We start from the raw sequence: 26,801 nt of genomic DNA on the forward strand, positions 1-26,801 counted from the left end.
GTTCGAGGGATTGAGCAAGAACGGTGGCTGAATCTTCAATACGGGCAGATGAGATGCTTGTCATGGATGGTGCTCGCTTGGACCGGATGGATGCTGGGTATCGGGAAAGCTGGACCACTCGACCATTGGCCTCAAGGAGCCGAGCCATCCAAAGTTGGTAAGACCCTGGCCGAAGATTTCCTCACGCGAGAATTCCGCTACCAAACGCAGCCCGCCAAGGCCCACCTCGGAGTGATTTACCCGGAAATCTGTGCCTGGTATGGCGCCCTGGCCTTGGCACATGAAGCGGAAGATCCCGAACTCTCCGCAGCCTTGATTGCCAAGTTCGAACCCTACGTGTCGGGAGATCTCGCACAGCATATCAATCGCAGCGCGCATGTGGACTACCGCATGTTCGGCACCTTGCCCTTGGAGATTTTCACGATGAATGGCGATCCCCGCTGTTTGGAGTTGGGACTGAGCTTCGCCAATGCCCAATGGGAGACGACCACCGAAGATGGCATCACGACCGAGGCTCGTTACTGGATCGACGACATGTACATGATCCCGATTCTCCAGGTTCAAGCTTACCGAGCGAGCGGCAAGATCGACTACCTCCACCACGCGAGCCGGGCATTGCGGGCCTATCTTGCTAAGCTCCAACAGCCAAACGGACTATTTTATCACGGTCCGGATTCGCGTTTCTACTGGGGCCGCGGCAATGGATGGGTGGCCGTGGGCTTGGCGGAAGTGCTGCGTTCGATGCCTCAGAACGACCCCGATCGGGCGGAGTTGCTCCTCGGCTACCGAACCATGATGGCGGCTCTGCTCGCCTGCCAGGCGGAGAGCGGACGGTGGCGACAATTGCTCGACGATCCCGAATCCTGGGAGGAAACCTCCGGAACGGGCATGTTCACCTTTGCTTTCGCGACAGGTGTGAAAAACCAATGGCTCGATGCGGAAGTTTACGGTCCAGCCGCGCGCAAGGCGTGGTTGGCTCTCGTGGAAGACCTTGAACCCAATGGTCAGTTGCGAGGCGTCTGTATCGGCACCGACAAGGGCCCAAGCCGAGAGTTTTACCTTGAGCGCCCGAGAGCGACTGGCGACCTCCACGGACAGGCCGCCATGCTATGGGCTGCGGCCGAATTGACTCGATAGGCTGACAGAATTCATCTGACAGCATGGGCGCCGAGCGGCGTATGCTGGGGAAAGAAAACCCAGTTCCTTCATGCGTTCCCTTTTTCTGACTTTTGCCAGTACCACGTGGGCCCTGCTGGCCGCCGACCCTGCCTATGACCTTCGCGTCAGCGAAGGCTTCGTGGAACCCATCGGCTTCTACGACGCCACACCTCGATTTTCATGGAAAGTCCCTGCCAGTGCGGCCGAAGGCATGCAGGCGGCCTACCGGATCGTGGCCGCCAGTTCCCCAGAAAAACTGCCGAATGACGCGGATTTGTGGGACAGCGGAAAGGTCGATTCCTCCACCAATGCTTGGGTGGCCTATGCGGGAAAACCGCTCGGCTCCCGGCAGAAAGTTTACTGGCAGGTACAATTATGGGACGGTGCGGATGCCGTCTCCGCATGGAGTGCCCCCACCGGTTTTGAACTCGGCCTCCTCCACCCTTCGGATTGGCAGGCACAATGGATTCGCATGGCTCCTCCCGCCGCCGCCGAATTACCCAAAATCACGATCCGTTCCGCGCGCTACGAGCCCGACGGCCATCCTGATCAAGCGGTCGATGTGACCGACAAACTCCGTCAAAACCTCGCCGCCGGCCAGACATCTGTTCGTTCCGGCAACGAGTTGGCGGGAGGCGATCCATTGTATGGAGTGGTGAAGCAGCTGCATCTGGAATACGCTCGGAATGGAGAAACCATCGAGGTTCGAGTCCCGGAAAACCAAGCCTATGATTTGGCGACCGGTGCCCCGCCAGCTCCCGTTCCCCCCTTTGTTCCGGAGTATCTCCGGAAAGAATTTGGCGTCGCCGGGAAGATCGCCGAAGCCCGCCTCCACGTGACCGCCCGCGGGTTGTTCGAGGTGCACTTGAATGGTGCCAAAATTGGCAATGACTACCTCGCCCCCGGCTGGACGCCTTACACGGAAAAACTCGAATCCCTCACCTATGATGTGACCGCGCAAATTCGCGAGGGCACCAATGCCCTGGGAGTCATCCTCGGCGAAGGCTGGTATGCAGGAAGACTCGGCTGGAGAGATCAACACGCCTCCGGGCTGCACAATCCCGAGTTGCTCCTGCAACTCGAGATCACGGATGAGAATGGCAAGCGCACCACTTTGGTAACCGATGATAGCTGGATGGCCACTGCCGATGGCCCCCTTCGCTTCTCCGGCATCTATGATGGCGAAACCTATGATGCCCGCAAGGAACTGACAGGTTGGGACCAACCCGGATACGACAGCGCCCAATGGCGGGGAGTCACCACATCCCCCGTCGGCGATTCGATCACGATCGCTCCCAAGCGTCACCAAGCCGTGCGCATCGACCGGGAACTGCCCGCCGTGTCGGTGAATGAGCCCACCCCAGGCCGGTTTGTTTTCGATTTCGGCCAGAACCTCGTAGGATGGCCGAAACTGCGTCTCCCGGTGAAGGCCGGAGAAACCGTGACCATTCGCTTCGCGGAAATGCTGCAGAAGGATGGAACACTTTACACCGATAACTACCGCAGTGCGAAATCGACGGATACCTACACCGCAGCCATCGATGGCACCGTCGAATGGCATCCACGTTTGACTTTTCACGGCTTCCGATATGTCGAGCTGAGTGGCTTGCCTGAAGGGGCCCATCCTGAAACATCATGGGTCAAAGCGGAGGTGCTGCACTCCGACTTCAGCTGGAAAGGAAGCTTCGAGAGCTCCCACGCCCTGTTGAAGCAACTGCAGAGCAACATTCAATGGGGACTCCGCGGCAACTTTGTCGACATCCCGACCGACTGCCCGCAACGCGATGAACGGCTTGGCTGGACCGGTGATGCTCAGGTTTTCGCTCCTGCCGCGATCTTCAATGCAGACGTCCACGCATTCTTCGCCAGCTGGCTGGAAAGCATGCGACTCGACCAACACGAAGATGGATCGATCCCCAATGTGATTCCGAACATTCTCGAAGATCACTGTGGCGGCCCCGGCTGGTCGGATGCCGCAACGGTGATTCCGTGGGAGCTGTATGTGCGCACGGGCGACCCCACGCTCCTGGAGGAGAATTTCGACATGATGCGCCGCTGGGTCGGCTACTATGCGAATCAGGCTCATGATGGCATCGTCGACATCACGGCTTACGGCGACTGGTTGCAACCCTATCCGCTCAATCAGGACTCGAAGGCGGATACGCCCAAGGATCTCTTAGGCACGGCGTACTTTGCCCGCTCCGCTGATTTCACCGCCAAAGCGGCGCGGGTACTCGGGAAAGATGATGAGGCGAAGCGGCTGGAGCAGTTGAGAGATGAAATCGCCCAGGCCTTCACCGCGAAGTTCTTCGACGCCCAAGGCAAATTGACCACCCCGGTGGAAACGCAAACCGGCTACCTGGTGGCCCTCGGGTTCGACCTCCTCCCTGAAGAAGTTCGCCCTCTAGCCGTCACTCATTTGGCGAAGTTGTTGGAAATCTCCGAGGGGCACCTGCGCACCGGCTTCCTCGGCACTCCCCTGCTGGCACCGGTGCTCGACCGCTTTGGGCGCACCGATCTCGCCTATGCCGCCTTGTTCAAGGAAACCTATCCTTCATGGTTCTACTCGATCCACCAAGGGGCCACCACCATGTGGGAACGTTGGAACAGCTATAGCCACGAAGATGGCTTCGGGGATGCCGGAATGAATTCCTTCAACCACTACGCCTACGGAGCCATCGGCCAATGGATGTATGAACGCATCGCGGGTTTGGCTCCGGATCCCGAGCACCCGGGATACCAGCATTTCTTTGTGCGCCCGCGCCCCGGTGGCCCCCTTGAGCACGCCTCCGCCCAACTGGAAACCCCCCAAGGCATGGCCCGCAGTGGGTGGCGGAAGACGGCTCAGGGCATCGAAATCTTCGCCAGCGTGCCCGCGAATTGCACGGCGACCTTGTGCCTGCCAGCCAGCGAAGGATTGCAGGTGACTCGTTACGATCAACGGGTCGAATTGGGCACCTCTGGAAACGAGCGCACTCTCTTGCTGAAACCGGGTGAGCATCGCTTTCAGGTGAAGCACCTTCCCTGGGTCAAGTAAGAGGAGGCGTCGGCTCCCTCCCCTAAACAGCCAGTGAAGATCACCCCGTAAATCCCCACGGATCCCATGGGAGGGTCGAGGATGTCCGGACACCGGGGACGCATCGAGATTCTCGACCGAAACGCCAAAACAACGGGGGCTCCATGGATGCTGTCCACGCCCCCCTGGCCATCCCCCGATCACGGCTCGTCGAGATCCAGCGGCAGTTAGGGGAGTTCCAAAGCGACGTAATCGTACATCACATGGCAGGCAGCACCGTTGGTCCGGGCCTGGACCAACTCCAATCGGTTGGTGCCACGCTTGAGATGCTCCACCGGAAAGTCGATCAGGTCGTATCCATACTTGGCGTGGATGCCCTCCCGGAGCAACGCGTTGCCACCCGAGACCTTCGGGTAGAAACGGGCGATTCGCTGCCCGTTCATGGCAACCTCCATCCGCGCCGCATCCGTGGACGCCCACGCGAACACCAACCTCGCGGTCCCTTCCTTGGGAACCTCATCCAGCTGAAACCTCACCTCCCACGGCCAGCGCTGGCACTCGTCACCCTTGAGGTAGGCCCCTTGCGCAAAATTCCAGTCGGTGTCCGGGCGGGATTTTCCAATCGTGTAGACCAACGGATTCTTCCATTTCTCAGAAAAAGAAGACCAAACGTAGCCGTGGAAATAGTCATCACCGCCTCGGAATTCGTCGGCACGGCGATTGGGCACTCCAATTTCCCAGGCGAGCTTCCGGCCGAGATGGGGCACCTCCCATTCCAAGGTTCCAGTCTGGTTCTCTCCGGCTTGGACCTTCGCCCCACGGATCTCGAATTCTTCGACGACGCCATCGACGAAAGCACTGAAAGTGTAATCCCCTGGGCGGACGTGAGGGATGGAGAATGACCCATCGGATCCGGCTTTGGTCCAATACTGATAGTGGTTCGACTCATTCTGCCAGTTTCCTCCCGGCTCGGGCTGAGCGAGTCCGACCCATGCCCCTGCTGCCGTGAGATTCGGGTGGAGGGCATCCCGCAAGACCAAGCGTCCGCTCACGCTCCCCCGCGCATCCGCAGGCGGGTAGAGCTCCGCATCCTTCACCCAGGCATAGGGCCACTTGGCTCGCTCCGCGGCGGCCTTGTTCCGGGCGTCATCCCATAGCTGATCCGCATTGCCCCCTTCATTGCCGTAAAGAAGATAGGGGCCGTAGATCTTTCTCCACGCTTCCCCTTGTTTCAACTGGGTCCCAGACCCGCCGTAGTGATTGCGGCCGAAGTGGATGTGGATGATCCCCGAAGCGGAGGAAAGATCCTGCTTGGTAGGGCCATCATTGAAGAATTCATGACTCCCTAAAACCACCCATGCTCCCACCCGGTTTTTGTCACTGGCATGGCCCCAGCAACCCACCGTGTGGTATTCGAGATTGAAGTCGTATTTGCAATCGAAGGTGCCGGCACGTGGACCTCGAAGGATCTGGATGATCTCCTTGATGCCGGTGGGCTTGGCTTTCTCAAGGTCCACCGGCGAGGGCATTTCCCAGGCACGAAGTTCGTCCACCCGGATTTTCTCCATCAGCCACTCCCGATCATTCTTCTTGGGCATCCCCCAAACCATCCTCCACTCGCCCACCCCGCTGTCCGGATAATCGGCTGGATGACTCAAAATCCCGTAGGTGTACACACCGGATTCATCGGGGGTGAGAGCGTAGTGCACTTCAATATCCACCGCCTGGGGCGTCCCCGGTTTCCATTTCTGGAGAAACGCGACGTGAGCCACCTCAGACGATTCCTCCACGATTCGAAACGCCGCTCCGCCGGGCTGACGATACGAGCGCCCACCCCCCATGCTGTAATAGATCGGTTTCCCACCGACCAATTCATGCCGCCCCAACCGCATGGAAGTGATCGTCGACTGCCTTTTGTCGATCGTCACCTCCACCTTGGAGTTCTCCAAAATCACCTCGTCGCCGCGTTCGCTCAGCGTCACGCTACCGTCGTCCACCGCCGCGAACGCGGATAGGGAAAACCCCACCAGTCCGAGGATCTGCCACTGCCCAGTCATGGGGACCATTCAAACGTCCCCATCCACTCGTGACAGTTCAAGAAAGCTCCCCCAACTGGGTAACCTCCAGCTTGGGGTTTCACTCTGCCGGAAACGGTGCGGTCACCCTCAAGGTCGATCCGGTGTCTTCGATCTCAAACAACCGGATGCGCGTCAGCGGCCCTCCATTCGGGGTGTGGAGCGCCATCATCAACTGACCATCGAAGCGCTTGAAAAGCATGCTGTGGCCACCGTCAGCCGTGTACAGCGGTTCGGGGCGCTGCACCCAAGGCCCCTCAAGTCGCCCCGATTCCGAGACCGCCACTCCCACCGTGTAGCCGGTGGCACTGAAGCTCGACCACGGCATGTAGAGAGCTCCTGAATCTGCCTGGTAAATCCAGGGCCCATCGGTCACGTAGCATCCGTGCTCAGGGGATGCCCGATTCCACACGGCTTCACTGCCGCGGAACAACAATTGCGGTTCACCCACCGTGGCCGAGAGATCGGGGGTGAGTTGCACTTTCTCGACCGTGCCGTTGGAGGTCTGCACCCACTCATGGCAGTAAATCATGTACGGGATCCCATCTTCTTCCCAAAGCGTGCCATCGAGGGTCATCCGCTCGGCAGGTAAAGTGGGCTCCTGGGAAAACGCCCGAAACGGCCCCAATGGATGGTCCGCGACCAGAACTTGGCTAGCCCGGCGGACCTGAGGCGGCCAATTTTCCCAACCCGCCCCCCAATCCCGCCACTGCGGTCCGAACTCGACCGTGCTGTCAAAGGTGAGAAAAAGGTAGTATTTCCCACGGTAGGCATGGATTTCGGGTGCCCAAATACTCCGGATGTCGACCTCCTTGCCCCACATCTCCTGAGGCGTTTCCCAAATGATGTGAGGTCCTTCCCACTCCACCAAGTCCTTGCTGGTGTAAGCGCGAACCGCCGCCCCGGGTGCCGAGGCGACAAGGTAATAAGTCTGAGTGGATGGGTCCGGCATCACGCAGGCGTCGCGCATCATGATCTCACTCAAGCGCGCCGTGGTCACCTCCGGGACCTGATCTTCGGCGAGGAGAGGAGCCCCGAGGCTCAAGAAGGAGAGAAAGAGAAAAACGCGACCATGCATGGCCATCCCGCTAGCCTCGAATCGTGAGACTGGCAACGTTAGGAAACGTCTCTTTGATGGAGACAGCTTGCCCTTCTGGCCTGCCGAGGGCCCGATCCGAAATGACCAGGAGCGGTCATTTGCCCCAATCTCCCCTCCGGCAACTGCCGGGATGTGTCATGATCGATCACCCTCGGAGCATCCCGGCACTCTCCCTGCTAGCTGCCCCGAGCCGCTGCCCAGACGGATTGTCGCTCCTTTCATTTTGACCCTCAGAGCCCCATCCCCTAAACGCTCGGCCAAGCAATTCTTAGCCATGCCCGACGCCCCGACCATCCACTACACCAAGACCGACGAAGCTCCGGCCCTCGCGACCTACTCCCTGCTGCCGGTCATTCAGCGTTTCACCCGCTCCTCGGGGATTCAGGTCGAGCTTTCCGACATCTCCCTCGCCGGCCGGATCATTGCCACATTCCCCGAAGTCCTCACCGAAAGCCAGCGCATCGACGATGCCCTCGCCTTCCTCGGGAAGCTCGCACTCGATCCGACCGCCAACATCATCAAGCTGCCCAACATTTCTGCCTCCGTGCCGCAGCTGAAGACCTGCATCGCTGAACTTCAGTCGAAAGGCTACGCACTTCCGCCCTATCCCGATGATCCCCAAAGCGACGCCGAAAAGGCCATCAAAGATCGCTACGACAAGGTGAAGGGCAGCGCCGTCAACCCGGTCCTTCGCGAGGGCAACTCCGATCGTCGCGCCCCCAAGGCGGTGAAAGACTACGCCAAAGCCAACCCTCACCGCATGGGTGCCTGGGCCTCAGACTCCAAAACCCGCGTCGCCACCATGGACGCCGGCGATTTCGCCTCGAACGAGAAATCCGCCACGGTATCCGCCGCCACGACGGTTCGAATCGAACACGTCGCCACCGACAACTCCGTCACCGTGCTCAAGGACGGGCTTTCCTTGAAAGCCGGAGAAGTCATCGATGGCACCTGTCTGAGCAAAGACGCCCTCGTCAGCTTTCTCCAGGAGCAGATCGACGCGGCCAAGGCCGAAGGCGTCCTGTTTTCCCTCCACATGAAGGCAACCATGATGAAGGTCTCCGACCCCATCATCTTCGGTCATTGCGTGAAAGTCTTCTTCAAGGACCTGCTCTGCAAGCACGCCGCCACCTTCAAGGACCTTGGAGTCGACCTCAACAATGGCTTCGGGGACCTGACCGCAAAACTTGCGAATCTCCCCGATGAGCAACGTCAGGAGATCCAAGCCGACATTGAGGCGGCGCTCGCTGCTGGCCCCGACCTGGCAATGGTGAACTCCGACAAAGGCATCACCAATCTCCACGTTCCTTCCGACGTGATCATTGATGCATCCATGCCCGCCATGATCCGCGACTCCGGGAAAATGTGGGACAAAAAGGGTCAGCGTCAGGACACCCTGGCCGTCATTCCCGATCATTCATACGCCGGTGTCTATCAGGCTACCATCGAGTTCTGCAAAGAGCATGGTGCCTTCGATCCCCGCACCATGGGCTCGGTCCCCAACGTCGGCCTCATGGCCCAAAAAGCCGAGGAGTATGGCTCTCACGATAAAACCTTCGAAATCGCCGCTCCGGGCATCGTCCGAGTCGTCGACGCCGAAGGCCAGGAGCTGTTCTCCCACGAAGTGGCGGCTGGCGATATCTGGCGCGCTTGCCAAACCAAGGACGAACCCGTCCGCGACTGGGTCAAATTGGCCGTGAATCGTGCCCGGGCAACCGGCACCCCGGCCGTTTTTTGGCTCGATGACACCCGCGCACACGATGCCGAGCTGATCAAGAAGGTGGAAACCTATCTCACAGACCACGACACCCAAGGATTGGACATCCGAATCCTCTCACCCGTGGACGCCACCAAACTGTCCCTGGAGCGCATCAAGGACGGTCTCGACACCATTTCCGTCACCGGAAACGTCCTGCGAGACTACCTCACCGATCTCTTCCCCATCCTGGAACTGGGCACTTCGGCCAAAATGCTTTCCATCGTTCCGCTCATGAACGGTGGCGGACTTTTCGAGACCGGTGCCGGAGGATCCGCACCCAAGCACGTCCAGCAGTTCGCAGAAGAAGATTACCTGCGCTGGGACTCCCTCGGAGAATTCCTCGCCTTGGCCGTCTCACTGGAACATCTCGCTGAGGTTCACCAACTGCCCAAAGCCAAGGTGCTGGCGGAGACCTTGGATGCCGCGACCGGAAACTTCCTCCAGAACGATAAGTCTCCGACTCGTTCGATTGGCGGGATCGACAACCGCGGCTCTCACTTCTACCTCACCCTCTATTGGGCCGAGGCGCTCACAGCGCAGGATGCCGATGCCGAATTGAAAGCCGAGTTTGCTCCGGTCGCCGCAGCTCTCGCGGAAAACGAAGCCAAGATCGTCGAAGAACTCATCGCAGTGCAGGGCAAGCCCGTCGAAATGGGTGGCTACTACCAACCGGTGGATGCCCTCACTGCCGCAGCCATGCGCCCGAGCGCGACCTTCAACGGAGTGATCGGATAAAGGGGCCCTCTCCTTCCGATCACGACCTCCTTCAGCGGCCACGGGATCTTTCCTGTGGCCGCTTTTTTTGCGACTCCCACTCTTCCAAACTCATCCATCCTCGAAAACAAAATCGCCCGGAGGGACATCCCTCCGGGCGATTCAAATCTTGGACGATCGCTCGCTTTCCGATTACTCGGACTTGGCCTCGGCCGTTTCCTCAGCAGCAGCCTCCGGAGCGTCCGCAAGGACTTCCTCGGCTTCCGGCACGTCGACCCACTCGATCACAGCCATCTGCGCGGAGTCGGTCATGCGCGCACCCAACTTGGTGATGCGGCAGTAACCACCCGGACGATCCTTGGCGAGGGGGGCAACTTCTTCGAACAGCTTCTTCGCGACGTCCTTATGACGCAGGAAGGCGACGGCCTGGCGGCGGGCATGCAGGTCGCCCCGCTTGCCGAGCGTCACCAGCTTTTCCGCCACAGGGCGGAGAGCCTTGGCTTTCGCAAGGGTCGTGCGGATGCGCCCATGCTCGATCAGGCTGCAGGCCAGGTTGGCGAGGAGCGCACGACGGTGGTCGGCGGTGCGCTTCAGTTTGACGGTTTTGCTACGGTGTCTCATCGGGTTGGTCCCTTCCTAAATGATTAGTCGTCGAGGTTCTGGGCGATCAAGTCGGCAAGGCCGACCGGTGCTTCGTCCTCCACACCGAGGCGCGGTGCCGGAGACGCACCCACCGGACCGGTGAGGAGCGACGGATCCAGCGACATGCCCAGGCCGAGGCCGAGTTCGGACAGCTTGTCCTTGATTTCGTTGAGCGACTTCTTGCCGAAGTTGCGGTACTTGAGCATTTCCGCCTCGGTCTTCATCGCGAGCTGACCCACGGTCGTGATGTTCGCGTTGTTGAGGCAGTTGGCGGCACGAACCGAAAGTTCGATTTCGTTGACCGACATATTGAGAAGCTTCTTGAGAGCGGCGTTTTCTTCGCTGGCTTCGGCGGGGGCTTCCTCGAAGGAAACCGCGTTTTCGTCGTAGTTGACGAACACGTCGAGGTGGTGACGAAGGATTGCCGAGGCTTGCAGCAAGGAATCTTGAGGAGTGATGCGGCCGTCGGTCCAGATATCCAGGACCAGCTTGTCAAAGTCGGTCATTTGACCGACACGGGTGGCGTCCACCGCATACTTCACACGGGTCACGGGCGAGAAGATCGAATCGATGGCGATGACACCGATCGGTTGATCCTTGCGCTTGTTTTCGTCGCCGGTTGAGAAACCGCGGCCGACACGCACTTCAAATTCGCAGTCAAACTTCACCTTCTTATCGAGGTGGCAGATGACCTGATCCTTGTTGACCACTTCGTAGTGGTTGTCCTCCTGGATATCACCCGCGGTGACCACGCCTTCCTTCTCGACCTTCAGGTTGAGAATGCGGGGCTCCTTATTGTGGTGTTTGAACTTCACCTTCTTGAGGTTGAGGATGATGTCAGTGACATCTTCCACCACGCCTGGAAGGCTGGAGAACTCATGCTGAACGCCCGCGATGCGGACCGAAGTGATGGCCGCTCCTTCCAAAGAGCCGAGCAAAACGCGGCGCAGAGAGTTGCCAAGCGTATGGCCGTAGCCACGCTCGAAGGGTTCCGCCACGAATTGGGCGTAAACATCAGTAGCGGTTTCCTCGTTGCGAACGAGGCGGTTCGGGATCTCGAAGCGAGACAGTGTAGTCGTAGACATGTTGGATTCGATGTGCCGGGTTTCCCTTCGGCGCGCAGGACATGACAGCAGCCATGAACTTTCCGAAGGACCAACGGCGGTTCGTTGGGATCGCGCGGGCGGGGACTAAAGGGGAAGCCCTCCATCTTGGCAAAGCAAATTTTCCAACAACCGGCACCGTATTTTACCGGGCCTCCCCCACCCCAATCCGAAAAAATGTTGGAAATCTCTCATCTCCCCCTGAAAATCCTGTCGCGTTCTTTAAGTCGGGTGTTACTTTAAAGCGTGAAATCCGCGACATCTACCCAAACTTCCGCGATGAAATCGAAGCGGAACCTCACCCGGTTCACCTATGAGAATACGGCCTTCCAAGGTTGGCGACTCTGCATCAGCCGTGGTGGAGCCACCTTCACGAAGTACTTTTCCGACAAGCAATACGGCAGCGGCAAGGATGCCCTGGTCGCCGCTGAAGCTGCCTTGGAGGAAATCAAGGACGTCATCTCCCGCTCCCGTCGGGTGCAGGGGAAATTGAGTGACTCGACGGTCAGGAAAGTGGAGAAAATTCTCTCCCGAGCCTGATCGCCCATGTCGAGTCCCCCCCATCCTGTCATTCATTGGTTCCGCCGCGACCTTCGCATTTCCGATAATCCCGCCCTTCTCGCGGCGGCACGCGCCACCCCGTGCGTGGTGCCAGTGTACATTCCAAGCACTTGGAATCACTCCCACGCATGGACGGGACCCAATCGGCAATCCTTCCTCTGCCAATCTCTCGGATCCCTAAGCCGCAATCTGGAAACCCGCGGAGGTCGACTGATTTTCCGGTCCGGGAAAGCCGTTGAGATTCTCATGGCCCTGGCGCAAGAGGTTGGCGCTCAGGCGATTTACTACAATCAGGATCCGGATCCGTTTGGAAAATCCGTCGAGATCGAACTCGAAAAGGCCTGCATCCAACACGGTATCGAGTGCCATGGCTTCCACGAAGTCACCCTTCATGGGCCCTCCGAAGTGCTGACTCAGGCAGGAGATCCCTACCGAGTTTTTACGCCTTATTCGAAAAATTGGCTCTCTCTGGAGAAGCCATTGCCTGAGGGCTTGCCCGCTTCTCTTGATACTCCCCAACATCTGCGTTCGGAGTCAGCCCCTCAACTGAAGCACTGGTCGCTTCAGGCGGCAGCATCCGGCGTTCTTGAGGGTGGAGAACGAGCGGCTCACGATCGGCTCAAAACCGCCCTCGCCGAACGCCTTTCACTTTACCAAGGACAACGAGACACCCCTTCGGTCGCCGGCACCAGCCGACTGTCCCAAGACCTTCGCTTCGGATTGATCTCGATTCGAAAAGTCTACGCCGAGGCCGCCAAAGCCCTCTCCCGCGCTCGATCGAAGACCTCGACGGGCAGCATCGAAACCTTCATCAAGGAACTTGCTTGGCGGGAATTCTACATGGCCATCCTCCATCATTTTCCCCACGTGCTTGAGGAAGAGTTCAATCCAGACTGGAGAGGGCTACCTTGGGACGAACCCGGGGAAAAGTTCGAAGCCTGGAAGGCAGGGCGGACCGGCTTTCCCATCGTCGATGCGGGCATGCGGGAGCTCCGGGAAACCGGTTTCATGCACAACCGACTGCGCATGATCACCGCCATGTTTCTCACCAAGGACCTCCACCATGATTGGCGATGGGGCGAGAGCTATTTCATGCAGCTCCTCACCGATGGCGAGATCGCTTCCAACAATGGGGGGTGGCAATGGTCAGCCGGCACTGGCGCCGATGCCGCTCCCTACTTCCGCATCCAGAACCCTTGGTCTCAATCGGCCCGCCACGATCCCCGTGGCGAATACATTCGGCGCTGGATTCCGGAACTGAAGGAGGTTCCCACGGCCCGCCTCCACGAACCTCCGAGCGATGGACGGCCGTTGGCCGCAGATTATCCACTGCCCTGCGTTGAGCATTCCAAGGAGCGCGATCGCACCCTCGCGATCTTCAAAAAGCACAAGGAATCTCGCCGCTAGGCGCATGACTCCGCTTCGCATTTGATCATTCCCTCGCCACCCCCCAGCCTCGCTTTGTGTCCACCGCCTATGATCGCTTGTCCGGCATGGTCCGCCTCTATGGGCGGCGTGCGTTCGAGAATTTCCTCTCCTCCACCGTCCTCATTGCTGGCATTGGAGGCGTCGGCTCCTGGACCGCAGAAAGCCTGGCTCGGAGCGGTATCGGACACCTGATCCTCGTCGATCCCGACGACCTGTGCCTCACCAATACCAACCGCCAGATCCATGCACTGGACGGGAACTACGGCCGTCCCAAGGTCGATGCGATGGCGGAGCGCCTGCGCGCCATCCACCCGGAAATTCGAATCACCTGCCTCCCGGCCTTTTATTCCGAGCGCAGTGCCGAAGAGATCTTCAGCCATGGCCCTATGGCGGTCGTGGATGCCATCGACTCCCTTCGCGCCAAATGTCACCTCCTCGCGGAATGCCGCCAGCGCGGATTGCCCACCGTCACCTCGGGAGCTGCCGGTGGCCGAGTCGACCCCACCCGCATTCGGGTCGATGATCTCAGCCGCAGTGGCCGTGATCCCCTCCTCTCATCCGTTCGGCGCCAGTTGCGCACCGACTTTGATTTCCCCCCTGGTTCTGCCAAGGGGGACATCGAGCCCTTCGGCATCGAAGCGGTTTTTTCCGATGAACCCGCCGTTTATCCAACTTGTGAGGGCGAAATCAGTCACGAACGCCCCTCCAACCTCGCTGGAGCCATCGGCTGCGATGCCGGGTACGGTTCCGCCACTCACGTCACCGCGGCCTTCGGTCTCACCTGCGCTGCGCGCATCCTTGAAGCCCTGAAGGCCCGGACCTCTTCCACAGACGGTTGAAAACCGCGGCTTCGCAGAGGGCCGTCCATTCCACAAAAAAAAGCGACCCGTAGGCCGCTTTCTTGATGAATGGGTAAATCGGAGGCCGTGCCTCACGAAATCACTTCACTCCCTTCTTCGAAAGACGAGTGCCCTTGGTCGCACCTTGGCGGGCCTTGAACTTCGGGTTCGACTTGCAGATCACATAGGTCGTGCCCTTGCGCGAGACCACCTGGCAGTCGGCGTGACGACGCTTGGCCGAGGAGAGCGAGGAAAGAACTTTCATGGTAGGGAAAAAGCGAATGTGCGAAAACCTGCCGGACACCAAATCCGGAGCGGGGCCGCGGAAGGTAGGAATTCCCTCTCCCTTGTAAAGCCCATTCTTCAGGAAAGGCGAGGAAACCGCAGGAAACGCCTTGGCAGCTCGACCCCATCCAGAGAATGCTCGCTGCGAGATGATGGAAAGTGCCCCGCCGACCCTCCCTGAGCAAATCCGCCCGTTCGGCTCCCTGCCCGATGGCCGCGAGGCCCAGTTGATCACCCTGACCAACGCCCAAGGACTCACCGCCTCCGTCACCAACTTTGGGGCCGCGCTCGTCAGCGTTCTCACACCGGATCGCAACGGCACCCTTGCCGATATCACGCTCGGCTACGACTCAGTCGCCGGGTATGCCTCTTCAGCGAATCCCTATTTCGGCGCCACCGTCGGTCGCTTCGGCAATCGGATCGCCAGCGGCACCCTCACCATCGGCGACGAATTTCTCCAGCTCGCGACCAACAATGAACCCGGAGGCAAACCCTGCCATCTTCACGGCGGAACCGTTGGGTTCACCCGAAAGCTCTGGGAAATCGTCTCGGTCGATTCCACGCGCGTCGAACTTCGGTACCTTTCGCCCGATGGCGACGATGGCTACCCCGGGGCACTCGATACCCGCGTCACCTACCACCTCACCGACGACAATGAACTGATCTGGGAGGCCACCGCGACCACCGATCGCACCACCGTGGTCAATTTGGTTCACCACAGCTATTGGAATCTCTCAGGCGATCCTCAGCGGGACATCCACGACCACCTCCTGCGCCTTCATGCCTCCCACTACCTGCCCACCGATGCCGGTCTGATCCCCACGGGTGAAATCCGCCCGGTCCGCGGTACGCCTCTCGATTTCACGCAAACCACCGCAATCGGTGACCGCATCGACGACGACTTCACCTGCCTGCAATTCGCTAACGGCTACGACCACGCCTGGGTTCTGGACGGAGATGAAACTGCTGACGTGTTTCCTGCGGCCGTTCTCCACCACCCTGAAACCGGACGAACGATCGAGGTCTTCACCAATCAACCTGCCGTTCAGGTTTACTGCGGGAATTTCCTTTCTCCCGAATGCTTCCAGCCTCCCCATCAAACCGGAAAAGGTGGGGTGTCCTACCCCTTCCGCAGCGGCGTTTGCTTGGAAACGGAGAACTTCCCGGATGCCCCCAACCAACCGGACTTCCCCTCGCCTTTCCTCCACCCTGGGGAAACCTATCGGCATATTGAGGTCCATCGCTTTTCTACCCGCTGATCCATTCGGCAGGTCAGGAGCGCGCCCCCAAGCCACCCCTCACGGCATTCGATAGCCCGCACCCCGTACCGTCAGAAGCCACTGCGGATGCGCTGGCTCCGGCTCCAGCTTCTTGCGCAAATTGAGGACATGCTGATCAAGGGTCCGCGACTCCGGATAGTATTCCAAGCCCCAGCAAACATTCAAAATCTCATCTCGGCTCACGACCTCACCACGCCGGGAATAGAGAAGCTGCAGCAACTTCACCTCGCGCAGGGAGAGCTCGACCGCATGCGGACCCTCCGCGCGTAGGCTTTTGGGAAAAACCCGCCAGGGACCCACTTCGAACGACTCCGTGGCCCCCGACCGCGTGCGCCGCAGCACGGCATTCACCCGCGCCAACAACTCGCGGCCTCCGAAGGGTTTGCGAATGAACTCATCCGCGCCGAGTTCCAATCCGAGCACGACATCGATTTCCTCCGACTTCGCCGATAGGAAAACCACCGGCACTTGTCGATCCACCTGGCGAATCCGACGACACACCTCGTAGCCACTCAGCTCCGGCATCATGATGTCCAACAGCACCAACTCCGCACCTTCGGACATCCATGCCTCCCAAGCCTCGCCGCCATGCTGGGAGCTCACCACCCGGAATCCCTCATCCTCCAACAATCGCGTCACCGCTTCCCGCGTCACCGCATCATCTTCAGCCAACAGAACCTTCATCCCACCCTCCTCTCCGCCGCTGGCAACTGCAGCCGGAAGCAAGCCCCGCTGGCAACTTCCACCCACTCCAAAGTTCCACCCATCCGACCAGCCAGAGATCGACTGATCGACAAACCCAACCCCGTGCCACTGACCCCTTCCGTCGTCGAACATCCACCTCTGGCAAAGGGCTTGAAGATCCGCCGCGCCTGCCCGCGTGGAACTCCAGGACCATTGTCCACCACCTCCACCTCCCCGCGCCCACCTCTCTCGCGCACCGTCACCACCACCGTTGCCCCCTCACCCGCGTACTTCTCCGCGTTGGACAAAAGATTCACCAAAATTCTCTCCACGGCCGCCGCATCCGCCATCACCTCACACGCCTGCGGCCTCTGCCACTCCAGCACCATGCCTTTCCGCGCATAGGAAAACCGGAATCCCTCCACCACTCGTCGACTCTTTCCACAAGGTCGCAGGATTTCACCTCCACTTCCCGTCGCTCCGCCCGGGAAAACTCCAGCACATTCTCCACCACCCGCGACAAACGCTCCATCTCCTCACGCATCACCCCCAATCGCGGGAAGCCGCTCCCCATCCTCTCGATCTCGATCTGCGCCAAGTCCGCATTCAGCATCAGATTCGTGATCGGAGTGCGCAATTCGTGCGAAACCTGATTGGCAAAGCTCACCTGCCGTGCCGCCAAATTCAGCGCTCTCCGTTGGACTGCCACCAGCCATCCTCCTGCCAGCAACACACCGCCTGCCAAAACAAATCCTCCCAGCAACACCGGAACATCGTAACTCACCTCCGCCACCACCCGATTCCACACTTTAAGCGTCCATGGTCCAAAGACCGAAAGATGCCGAACACTTTCATCCGCCGGCCGCTCACGACCTGCCAAGTCGACCGCCCCCGGGATTTGCCACTCCCATTCGCCGCCCTCCTCGGTATTTCCTTGCCGATCATCCAGCTCCTGCGCGGCGATTTCCGCCGCGGCGGCTCGATCGAGAATCAATAAAATCGCCTGCCGACCATTGCCGTATCGATACGCCAATCGCCCCTGACCTCCCTCGAGAAATCCAGATCCTTCCAAACTGCTGTCAGGCAACACCCACCCGGACTCCTGCTTCGCGAATCGACCCAGCACTGGTGCTGGATCCATCCGCTCTCCCTCCAACCATAAAGCCTCAGGCCTCTGGGCATCGATCCGATACACACACTTCACCCCCGCGACCTCGGCAGTTCCCGGCTGACCCACCCGATGCCCCTCCGCCACACCCGCCAACGCCCTCTCCCATGCATCTTCCAAAGCATCCAGTTGGGCGACCCCTCGGCCAAATCGAGATTCCCACCACTCCGTGGAGTTCGTGACCGGCACCCAAGCGACTCGTCGAGACATCTGCCACCCGGCGCTGGCGATCAGCGCCGCCATGACTCCGACGATGCCCAAGGTCCCCAGAGTGACCGCCGTTCCTGACTTGATACCCTTCATCCGTGAAACCGGGGCGAAACTGTCATTCCAGCTTTAAGAAATAAAGCAGTCGATGCTCCTGATCCGGCTCTCCTCCCAGAAGAAACTCCCCCCCCACACCAATCAACTTCCAATCACAACTCACCGCTGGAAGCAGGGTCTCCACCCTCGAGTGACCGAAAACCGGCATGGTGACGTCCGCAATCCACTCCTCGCCGTCCTGCACCCGGTGGTGAACGGAATCACCCAGCTTCACCACCCGGTCCACCTCCAAATCATACATCTCTCCCTTCACCTCCAGGTTGAGATAGAATCCCACATTCCGAGTTTCGAAAGAAGTCGGCGTCGCCGCCATCATTTCGCCCACAGCAGGTTCGACGACTCGCTGGGTAGCGCGGGATGCCACCCCTTCCTTGCCACCTCGCTTCGACAGTTCCTCCCATCTCTCCGTGACTTCCCACTTCATCCCGGGCACCCACTCGGTCGGATAGGTGCACTCCTGAACCGCCTCGATCCCAAGCTTGTCTTCCCTAGGCAACCATCCCATCAGATCGGCGACCATCTCCTGAGGAACATTTGCGAATGCGGACCAGGCAGAATCCTGAATCCACGCTCCCGGAGCCTTTAGCAGGGACCACAACTCACCATGGTCCACCCTTACCACCCGCAGAGAGATCCGTCTCGGCCTCTCCGACTCGTCACTGACTCCTGAGACGGCATCCCTCATCAAGCTGCGCGCAAAAACCAGCCGAGTCCGAGCCGAATCCTCTCCAGTCTCAAATCGGCCCCAAAGATATCTCTTTCCCTCCTCGAACACCAACGCCTGATGCCGAGGTTCCTCGACTTGAGGCGTGAACGGGTCATCCTCCGCTGGAACACCTCCCGCGGAGGCCCTCAGTTGACGAAACTGCGGGAGGAAAAGATCCCCCGGGTGCTGCGTGCGGGCCACTAAGGGGTGATAGGGACGCCCAGGGGTAACCATTTGGCAGAGATCGATCCCCCATTCCGTCTTCCGCTTCTCCCCTTCCGGCGTCACACGGGAGATAAAACTATAGCCCAGATTTCGTGTCTCGAACGAAGTCGGATACGGCCACGCTCCCTTCCCCCCAGGGATCACCTCCGTGGCATAGATCTGCTCAAGAGTCTGCTCGGAATTCAGCCAGACACCCATTGGGCCCGTCACCCATGCCGTATGATCCAACACCGCCCTGCCCCCTGCCACCCACTGCTCCACCGCAGCGTGGAGTTCGTCGTCGCTTCCCCCGCCTTGCGACTCCCACTCCCTCAATACCTCAGGATCCACCAAAATGTGCTCCAGCGTGAACTCACATGCAGGAGCATTCGCTTCGATCACGGGCTCCTTCTCCGCTCTCCGGTGCGACACGAAGGGATTCACCTCCTCTGCCGCTCCGGCCACGACTCCCATCCAGCAAATTAACAAAATTCGTTTCATCGCGATGATTCCCTCACATTCCGCCATCGCTTGCGCCAAAGGTCTGCAAACCTTCTGCAAAATCTCTGCAAAATCTCTGCAAAAACTTAGCGCATCAACCGGACTTCTTCAGCAACCCGCTCTTTCAGTTCCAAAGGCTCGATCACCTTGGCTTTGCTGCCAAAGCTCAAAACCCATCGCACCACCTCCGGAAGCGAGCCGACCTCGAACCGCACCTCCACTTCCTCTCCCTTCTCGTCGATGACCTCCACCTCCTGCGTGGGATGCCACCGCCGTTCTTGGGCCATCCGAGCTGCATATCCTGACAACCGAACCCTGACTTGCTCCACGCCTTCCCCACTCCACACACCAAAGCTCTTCCGCAAATAGGCCGCGCCGTCGAAATCAGAAGGCCGCTCGAAAGTCTCCGAAAGCACCCTTACTCGCGACATCCTCACCAGAGAAAAAGTCCGGAGCGCTCCCCGCAGCGGATCGTGAGCGATCAGATACCAGCCTCCGTCCACCTCGCCCAGATGCAGGGGCTGCACCTTGCGCGCTTCAGACTGATCTGCTCCCAACTTCCGATAATGAAAGCTCACCCAACGCGCTTTCACCACCGCATCCGCCAATCGACCGAATCGCTGCACGTCGTGCCCACGGACCTCTGGGGCCTTCCGTGAAAAAGCCACATCCAAATCCTCCCACTCCAGCTCCACCCGCTCGCTCAACGAACCCGTCAGTCGAGCAAACACTCCCCTCAACTTGTCGGCAACCTCGGTGCCACGAATCGACGTCAGGGCGTGCCTCGCCAGAAAAAGCGCAGCCAATTCCCCTTCGCCCACCTCAAAGGCGGGAAAATCTCCCACCTCGCCCACATAGCGATATCCGTGCGCCCTCTCATCATACTCCAGAGGCACCCGGAAATGATCACGCATAAAAGTGATGTCGCGCAGCACCGTCTTCGGGGTCACCTCCAACTCCTCAGCAAGCTGGCGACAGTTCGGCAAGCGCCCTGCCAAAATCGCCTGGTGAATCCGGTGCATGCGCTCAAAGGGGCGCCGGGTTTGCTTTTCCTTCACAAAAGCAATTTTACCTGCCCCTCGAAACTTTGGCGAGGCCTCACCCCACCGATGTCCCACCCCCTCGGCGAGACTCTTGCACATGTTCTTCTATTCCCGCCACCCCTTCGCTCTGCTTCTCGGAACCTGCCTTGCCACCAAGCCCGCATTCACGCTCAACCCCGCCATCCCAGCAACCGTCGGCTGCACTGCCCGCAAAATTGCCCCAGTTTTGCCGCTCACTTTGGCCGATGACGAAGCCACTCGCCACCTGCTGGACGCCATCCATCGCAGCACTCCCATCGCGCTCTACTACCAGGGAGGCAGCCATCCCGGCGTCCTGCGCAAATTTCAACCCATTTGCCTCTACCGCCTGGACCCTGGGGGGGTCGTCTATGCCCACGGGCACTGCCTGCGACATCGAGAACCCCGCACCCTGCGTCTCGATCGCATCCGCTTTGCCTAACCGCTTTGCCTAACGACGCAATCCGTCTCCCTGATCTCGCTCGATGCCCCCCGAATGGAGTAGCATCATCGGCCACTCCCATGCCGTATTCACCGCTGCGCCATGCTTCGCTGCCTCACCCTCACTCTGCTCAGTTTCATTTCCTGCCTGTTCGGCACGGAATCCCTGTCGCTCGCAGGTTCTTGGCGATTTGCCATGGATCGAAATGATCAGGGAATCACCCAGAATTGGCCCTCTCAAACCCTCAAGGACTCCATCGAACTCCCCGGCATTCTCCAAGCACAAGGCTTTGGCGACGAGATCAGCCCAGACACCCCATGGGTTTTGGGCCTCGGTGGCGAGTGGTGGAAACAGCAGCCGGATGAATTGCGAGCCCACTTTTCTCAACCCGGCCAGGTCGAAGTGCCCTTCCTTTCCCAACCCCGGCGTCACTACCTCGGCGTCGCCTGGTACCAACGGGACCTCGAAATCCCCCAAGACTGGGCTCACCAACGAATCGAACTCTTCCTCGAACGGCCACGTTGGGAATCCACGGTTTGGATCGACGATCAGAACGCTGGCTCCGCCCGCAGCCTCGTTGCCCCCCACTCATTCGACCTGGGTCCTCTCCCGCCCGGGAAACATACACTGACGATCCGTCTCGACAATCGCATGATCGTTCGCGATCCCGCAGGCAACGAAGGCCACATGCCCGACGCCCATGCCGTGTCGGATGCACTGGGCCAAACTTGGAACGGGATCGCAGGAAAAATCGAACTCCGCGTCACTCCCCAAGTCTGGATCAAAGACCTCCAGGCATTTCCCTCGATCCAACCTCCCTCCGCACGCATCGTCGCCACCCTGGGCAATGCCACCTCCTCACCAGGAAAAGGCACCCTCCGCGTTGGAGATTTCCTCACCGAAGTCACTTGGCAGTCCGACGGAGGCCTAGCTGAGTTCGATCTTCCCCTCCCACCCGACACCCCATGGTGGAGCGAATTTCACCCCCACCTCATCGAACGGGAGGTCGTCCTCGAAACACCTGCGGGAATCCATCGAAAGACCCTTCAATTCGGCCTCCGAGAAGTCCGCTGGGAAGGCAAGGAACTCCTTGTCAATGACCGCCCTACCAACCTGCGCACCACCCATTTCGGTCTCGATTTCCCCCTCACCGGCTATCCCGCCACCGACGTCAAATCGTGGAAGCGAATCATTCGCCGATGCCAGGAATTTGGGCTCAATGGCATTCGCTTTCACTCCTGCTGCCCGCCGGATGCCGCCTTCACCGCCGCCGATGAACTTGGCTTCTTCCTCCAGGCCGAATGTGGACTTTGGGCCCCCTTCTTCCCCGGTGGCGTCTACACCCAATATCTGGAAGAAGAAACCGCATTGCTCCTGAAAGCCTACGGAAACCATCCGAGTTTCCTCCTCTTTTCGCCATCGAACGAACCGAGCGGGCGCTACACCGAAGTGACTCCCGAATGGGCCCAACGCTGGCACCAAAGAGACCCACGCCATCTCTATGCCGCCGGCACCGGGTGGAATCGACCCGAGCAAGTCTTCAACGGCCCCCAATTCGCTGGCCTTGTACGCTTTGGAAAAGGCGAGCTGCGCAACGAAACAGGATGGTTCGGAAACGATTTCCGCCAAGCCCTCGAAGACGTCGAAATCCCCATCCTCGCCCATGAAATCGGCCAATGGTGCGCTTATCCCGACTTCTCCGTCATCGATAAGTTCACCGGCTATCTCCGCCCATCGAACTACGACATCTTCCGTTGGATCGCCCAGCAAAATGGACTCCTCGATCAGAATGCCGCACTCGCCCACGCCTCCGGGAAATTCCAGCTCGCTTGCTACAAGGAAGAACTTGAGGCGAACCTACGCACCCCAGGACTTGCCGGTCACCAGATGCTCGATATCCGCGACTACCTCGGACAAGGCACTGCCCTCATCGGCGTGCTCGACGCCTTTTGGGACCCGAAGAGCTACGTCACCGCCGAAGCATTTCGCCGTTTTCACTCCGCCACAGTTCCCCTTGCTCGATTGAAGCAACGCACTTTCACCACCACTCAAACCTTCGAGGCGGAAACCGAACTCTATCACTTCGGGCCTGCCCCATTGAAAAATACCATTCCTTATTGGGAGATTCGCGATGCTTCAGGCCAGAAACTTCTCGGCGGCGAAGGCTCTGCTCGCGACTTCCCCATCGGAAAAAACCTACCGCTCGACTTCATCCAAACTCCTTTGGATGCCCTCCCAGCGCCAGGCGCCTATCGTCTCGTCGTCGGCCTCCGAGATCAACCGGTCGAAAACGACTGGAACTTTTGGCTCTATCCTGCTGACGCCCCCCTTACCCCTCAGTCGAACCTTCTCATCAGTTCCGACTGGGATGCCGCCGAGACGGCTTTGTCCAACGGGAAGCGCGTCCTGTTCACCCCAGGTAAAAACGACCTCGATCCGGCCCTCAGCCCCCCCATGAGACGGGTGCCCATCTTCTGGAATATCCAGATGACCGTCCGCCCTCCCAAGAACCCCACACCACGTTTCGACGCGATGCTTGGACTCCTTTGCGATCCCGAACATCCTGCTCTCGCCGAGTTTCCCACCGAAGCCCACGCCGATTTCCAATGGACCTCCATCGTCCACGGAGTCCGCTCCATCTCACTCAACCAAGCTCCCACAGACCTTCGCCCCATCGTCATGGCCATCGACGATTGGAATCGTAACTGGCGACTCGGAGTGATCTTTGAATGTTCGGTCGGCCCCGGGAAACTTCTCGTCTCCGCCATTCCATTGGAACGAGCCGATCCCGTCACCCGCCAGCTCCGCCATTCCCTTGTCCACTACGCCACAAGCGATGACTTCCAGCCCAAGGTCGCAATCACTCCCGCGAACATCCGTTCCCTCTTTCGACCGGATCGCACCACCGGCCCCGCCCCTAAGCGGACCTTCGATCCCGACCTCGACGATGGCAGCGGGCCGCGCTGAAATCTCATCGCTTCCGATTCAAATTCCAGCTGGCAAAAATCAAGAGCCCTACCCCTGCAAACAATCCTGCCACCAAAATTGACCAGAAAAGGTTTCGGAACACCTCCGGAATCTCCACATTCATCCCAAGCAGCCCTCCCATGGCCACTAAGGGCAAAAAGAACCCCGCGAGAAGGTTCAATCGATAAGCAATCACATTGAGCCTTTCCGCAGCTGCTTGGTGATCTTCCGCACTCTCGGCCTGCCAAAAATCAAGCGTCAGTTTGGCATCATGATAGAGGATCTCGGCCGCCCGCAGACTGTCCAAGGACCGATCCCTCAATTCCAGCAATTGGCGGTCTTCGGGCATTCGATCGACCGCCTGGCCCAAGGCCATATTCAAATTCCGTAAACTTCGGGCAATCGGACCCGCATGCCGGATCATCGAAAAAACTTCCGCCGCCGTCTCCGCCTCGTCAATTCCCGCCTCATAGCTGTCGATCGTTTCCTGATAGCGATCCAGCAATCGTCCCAGAGCTTCCAGCCCACCCCCTTGCCCATCTTCCCATTCTCCGTCTTCTCGGCGGATGAAGTACGTCGCCTGTCGCTCGGGGACCTTCAACTCCGGCACTTCGTGAACCACCAGCAGCAGTTCCCCTCCGCCGGATAGGCAACGCTGGCCTCCGGGGCGGCAACTGATCTGGGCAAGCAGCTCCGGCTCCAAATCCAACCACTGCGGCAAGCCTCCTCCATTCGTTGGCGACAACATCCTCCCATTCGAATCCTCGCACCGAGGCTCGTCAACAGCTTCGCCCCCAATCCTCGCTCCACTTGCCATTCCGACCAGTTTTCCCTCCCACTGCAAACGGCACGCTCGCGTTGCATTTCGCCCCTAAAAACATGCAGAATGCAGACCTCCTTCGATCCACCCTGAGAGCCTCCATCGGCCCATCCTCCCTGCTCCATTCCACAACCGAATCCGCCCCCGTCCTTGCATCAGTGAGTTGCAATGGCCTCGCCTAAATTATAGTTAGAATATCCATTTCATTACCAGGTGGTGTTGGATTTGCTGGCAGGAGGTGGCGATGGACCTCTTCTCTGAGGATCACCGATGCCTCGCGCATCGGCATGTCCGATCCGGAGTTCACCCTCTTAAGAGTCGAGTCGTCCTTGCTCGCTACAACACCACGACAACTTTGGGGGATGTCTGATTGTAGTGGGGCGCGGCGGTCGGGGGACCGCTGCGCCCTCTTTTTCTCGGGACTTCAGCCCTCTGGCTGACGGCGATTCCACGCGACCAGATCCGTGTATTTCACTCCACTTCCCCCAAATAAGTCCAACGCGGAGCCCACTGTCACATCGAGGCCTCCTCGGCTGAGTCGATCAACCATTTGGAGATCCTCAAAGTTGGCAACCCCTCCCGCATACGTCACCGCTCGCCCTTTCCATGAACCCAACAAGGCAACCAAATCTTCATCGATCCCCCCGCACAAGCCTTCGACATCCGCGGCGTGAATCAGGAACTCGTCGCAGTGCTCAGCCAAGTCATCCAAGGTGGCGGGGGTAACCTCCAAATTCGTCAGGGTCTGCCAACGTTGCGTCGCCACCACCCAACGATCGCCGCGCCGCCGACATGACAAGTCGATCACCACCCTTTCGGCACCGACGGCCCCAGCGAGGGCCTTGACCCGATTCTCGGAGAATCGCTCAAAATCCTCGAACAACCAGGAGGTGACGATCACGTGGCTGGCTCCCGCCTCAATCCATGAGGCAGCATTCTCCGCTTGGATGCCTCCGCCGATCTGCAGACCTCCCGGCCAGGCAGCCAAGGCTTCTCGCGCCGCCGCATCATTTCCGGGGCCCAATTGAATCACGTGCCCTCCCACCAGAGCGTCAGCTCGGAACTTTTCCGCGAACCAGCTCGAGCTTTGCGATGCTGTAAAGTTCTCCACCGGACCCGGACCTTCGTCACGCAGGGTGCCGCCGACGATTTGCTTCACCTTTCCTTGGTGGAGATCAATGCAGGGACGGAATCGAGTCATGGCCCGCGCAAACTGCCCCGGCTCCACCCAAGGTCCAAGCCGAAATTGCACTTCACTCTTGAAGCCACAGCCTCTTCATTATCACCCTGCCTGCTTGAATCCGACCATACTCAGTCGGGAAACGCGACTCATCCCAGCCCGAACTCTCGATTCGAGTGGACTCGAAGCCATCGATCTCAAATAGAACGTCAGGAAGGTCTGCGTCTCCCCAGGCCGGGCCACCCAACCACGTCCAATGGCGTTCCCTCAGGGCTGACACCCGGACGCTGCCGTTGCGCGATGTTTGTTTGTCGAATCTTGAATCCCCTATGACAACAGAGACATTCCTCCGATGAAACGGCTCGCCGCTTGAAGCATCGATCAGCGTGGCATCCAATCCGTATCGATTTATCGAGTGCGTTGGTGATGGCAGCGGATAGCAACTCACCGCGGAGAACGCCATTGAAAGTAGAAGGGCTATCTTCATTTGTCGCGAACGTCCAAGGCCTGCCACCCGCTACTGGGGGCGCGCCTCCGAATCTGGTTGAGGGTTCTGATGACCCTCCGGCGTCGACTCCGGAGCGGTAGCGGGTTGGTCAGCGCCGCCTTGTTGAAACTGTCGAAAAACCCCTCCCTGTTCCAGCCCGATTTCCGCCCGCTGGCCCGCCCGCTGCTTCCCCGGGACGCGAGCCATCGCACGCTTCAAACCCTACGACTACGCCCAGGGACTCATCGTCCCCGTCAACCTCGAGGAACAGATCGAACCGGGCACGTTCGCGTTCGCC

21 protein-coding genes are annotated in these 26,801 nt (G+C 59.4%); 9 read left to right on the forward strand and 12 right to left on the reverse strand.

The annotated features are described in order from the left end of the window. The first annotated feature begins 48 nt into the window (after positions 1-48). Both HNR46_RS11475 and HNR46_RS11480 read left to right on the forward strand, forming a co-directional pair. Positions 49-1,137, forward strand: a complete 1,089-nt coding sequence (locus HNR46_RS11475) for a glycoside hydrolase family 88/105 protein (protein WP_184018888.1) — start codon at positions 49-51, stop codon at positions 1,135-1,137. Positions 1,138-1,207: 70 nt separating this feature from the next. Then, positions 1,208-4,195: an alpha-L-rhamnosidase gene (locus HNR46_RS11480; RefSeq protein WP_184018890.1), complete on the forward strand. Its 2,988-nt coding sequence runs from the start codon at positions 1,208-1,210 to the stop codon at positions 4,193-4,195. A gap of 206 nt (positions 4,196-4,401) precedes the next feature. On the opposite strand, the gene HNR46_RS11485 is transcribed toward HNR46_RS11480, so the two are convergent. Both HNR46_RS11485 and HNR46_RS11490 read right to left on the reverse strand, forming a co-directional pair. Then, on the reverse strand, positions 4,402-6,231 hold the full coding sequence (locus HNR46_RS11485) for a polysaccharide lyase family 4 protein (RefSeq protein WP_184018891.1): 1,830 nt from the start codon (positions 6,229-6,231) through the stop codon (positions 4,402-4,404). 79 nt (positions 6,232-6,310) lie between these two features. After that, positions 6,311-7,327 carry a glycoside hydrolase family 43 protein gene (locus HNR46_RS11490; protein WP_184018893.1) on the reverse strand — a complete coding sequence of 339 codons (1,017 nt, stop codon included), beginning with the start codon at positions 7,325-7,327 and terminating at the stop codon, positions 6,311-6,313. A 295-nt stretch (positions 7,328-7,622) separates the two neighbouring features. On the opposite strand from HNR46_RS11490, the gene HNR46_RS11495 reads away from it, so the two are divergent. Next, the gene (locus HNR46_RS11495) at positions 7,623-9,842 is read left to right on the forward strand and encodes an NADP-dependent isocitrate dehydrogenase (protein ID WP_184018895.1); all 2,220 of its coding nucleotides are present in this window, start codon (positions 7,623-7,625) and stop codon (positions 9,840-9,842) included. A 171-nt stretch (positions 9,843-10,013) separates the two neighbouring features. Here HNR46_RS11495 and rplQ read toward each other — a convergent pair whose 3' ends face one another. After that, the gene (gene rplQ, locus HNR46_RS11500) at positions 10,014-10,442 is read right to left on the reverse strand and encodes a 50S ribosomal protein L17 (protein ID WP_184018897.1); all 429 of its coding nucleotides are present in this window, start codon (positions 10,440-10,442) and stop codon (positions 10,014-10,016) included. A gap of 23 nt (positions 10,443-10,465) precedes the next feature. Further along, positions 10,466-11,548, reverse strand: coding sequence for a DNA-directed RNA polymerase subunit alpha (locus tag HNR46_RS11505; protein WP_184018899.1), 1,083 nt, complete (start codon positions 11,546-11,548; stop codon positions 10,466-10,468). Between the two features lie 297 nt (positions 11,549-11,845). Here HNR46_RS11505 and HNR46_RS11510 point away from each other — a divergent pair, with 297 nt between their 5' ends. The 3 genes from HNR46_RS11510 to HNR46_RS11520 are packed head-to-tail and all read left to right on the forward strand — an operon-like array spanning position 11,846 to position 14,394. After that, positions 11,846-12,106: a hypothetical protein gene (locus HNR46_RS11510; RefSeq protein ID WP_184018901.1), complete on the forward strand. Its 261-nt coding sequence runs from the start codon at positions 11,846-11,848 to the stop codon at positions 12,104-12,106. Between the two features lie 6 nt (positions 12,107-12,112). Continuing rightward, positions 12,113-13,534 (forward strand): cryptochrome/photolyase family protein, encoded by a 1,422-nt coding sequence (locus HNR46_RS11515; RefSeq protein ID WP_184018903.1) that lies wholly within the window; start codon positions 12,113-12,115, stop codon positions 13,532-13,534. A 56-nt stretch (positions 13,535-13,590) separates the two neighbouring features. Beyond that, complete coding sequence (locus HNR46_RS11520; RefSeq protein ID WP_343076036.1) at positions 13,591-14,394, forward strand: tRNA threonylcarbamoyladenosine dehydratase; 804 nt, start codon at positions 13,591-13,593, stop codon at positions 14,392-14,394. Positions 14,395-14,494: 100 nt separating this feature from the next. Here the strand turns inward: HNR46_RS11520 and ykgO are convergent, their stop codons facing one another. Beyond that, the gene (gene ykgO, locus HNR46_RS11525) at positions 14,495-14,659 is read right to left on the reverse strand and encodes a type B 50S ribosomal protein L36 (protein WP_184018905.1); all 165 of its coding nucleotides are present in this window, start codon (positions 14,657-14,659) and stop codon (positions 14,495-14,497) included. A 169-nt stretch (positions 14,660-14,828) separates the two neighbouring features. On the opposite strand from ykgO, the gene HNR46_RS11530 reads away from it, so the two are divergent. Further along, complete coding sequence (locus HNR46_RS11530; RefSeq protein ID WP_184018907.1) at positions 14,829-15,938, forward strand: aldose epimerase family protein; 1,110 nt, start codon at positions 14,829-14,831, stop codon at positions 15,936-15,938. A gap of 39 nt (positions 15,939-15,977) precedes the next feature. Here the strand turns inward: HNR46_RS11530 and HNR46_RS11535 are convergent, their stop codons facing one another. The 5 genes from HNR46_RS11535 to HNR46_RS11555 all read right to left on the reverse strand — a co-directional run bounded on the left by HNR46_RS11535 (position 15,978) and on the right by HNR46_RS11555 (position 20,568). Beyond that, positions 15,978-16,643 (reverse strand): response regulator transcription factor, encoded by a 666-nt coding sequence (locus HNR46_RS11535; RefSeq protein WP_184018909.1) that lies wholly within the window; start codon positions 16,641-16,643, stop codon positions 15,978-15,980. Continuing rightward, a complete protein-coding gene (locus HNR46_RS11540; protein WP_184018911.1) occupies positions 16,640-17,032 on the reverse strand; it encodes a sensor histidine kinase in 393 nt (130 codons plus the stop codon). The genes HNR46_RS11535 and HNR46_RS11540 overlap by 4 nt, the downstream gene beginning before the upstream one ends. Then, positions 16,993-18,114, reverse strand: coding sequence for a sensor histidine kinase (locus HNR46_RS11545; RefSeq protein WP_184018913.1), 1,122 nt, complete (start codon positions 18,112-18,114; stop codon positions 16,993-16,995). The genes HNR46_RS11540 and HNR46_RS11545 overlap by 40 nt, the downstream gene beginning before the upstream one ends. A gap of 22 nt (positions 18,115-18,136) precedes the next feature. After that, on the reverse strand, positions 18,137-19,546 hold the full coding sequence (locus HNR46_RS11550; RefSeq protein ID WP_184018915.1) for a hypothetical protein: 1,410 nt from the start codon (positions 19,544-19,546) through the stop codon (positions 18,137-18,139). 86 nt (positions 19,547-19,632) lie between these two features. Then, complete coding sequence (locus HNR46_RS11555; RefSeq protein ID WP_184018917.1) at positions 19,633-20,568, reverse strand: helix-turn-helix transcriptional regulator; 936 nt, start codon at positions 20,566-20,568, stop codon at positions 19,633-19,635. 118 nt (positions 20,569-20,686) lie between these two features. On the opposite strand from HNR46_RS11555, the gene HNR46_RS11560 reads away from it, so the two are divergent. Next, the gene (locus HNR46_RS11560) at positions 20,687-21,049 is read left to right on the forward strand and encodes a WYL domain-containing protein (RefSeq protein ID WP_184018919.1); all 363 of its coding nucleotides are present in this window, start codon (positions 20,687-20,689) and stop codon (positions 21,047-21,049) included. 102 nt (positions 21,050-21,151) lie between these two features. Further along, positions 21,152-24,016 (forward strand): glycoside hydrolase family 2 protein, encoded by a 2,865-nt coding sequence (locus HNR46_RS11565; RefSeq protein WP_184018921.1) that lies wholly within the window; start codon positions 21,152-21,154, stop codon positions 24,014-24,016. Between the two features lie 4 nt (positions 24,017-24,020). Here the strand turns inward: HNR46_RS11565 and HNR46_RS11570 are convergent, their stop codons facing one another. Then, positions 24,021-24,764, reverse strand: coding sequence for a CorA family divalent cation transporter (locus HNR46_RS11570; RefSeq protein WP_184018923.1), 744 nt, complete (start codon positions 24,762-24,764; stop codon positions 24,021-24,023). 496 nt (positions 24,765-25,260) lie between these two features. Next, complete coding sequence (hisA, locus tag HNR46_RS11575) at positions 25,261-26,037, reverse strand: phosphoribosylformimino-5-aminoimidazole carboxamide ribotide isomerase (protein WP_184018925.1); 777 nt, start codon at positions 26,035-26,037, stop codon at positions 25,261-25,263. Between the last annotated feature and the right edge of the window lie 764 nt (positions 26,038-26,801).

Origin of the sequence: Haloferula luteola (genome assembly GCF_014201715.1) — a bacterium.
GTDB classification, from domain to species: Bacteria; Verrucomicrobiota; Verrucomicrobiia; order Verrucomicrobiales; family Akkermansiaceae; genus Haloferula; species Haloferula luteola.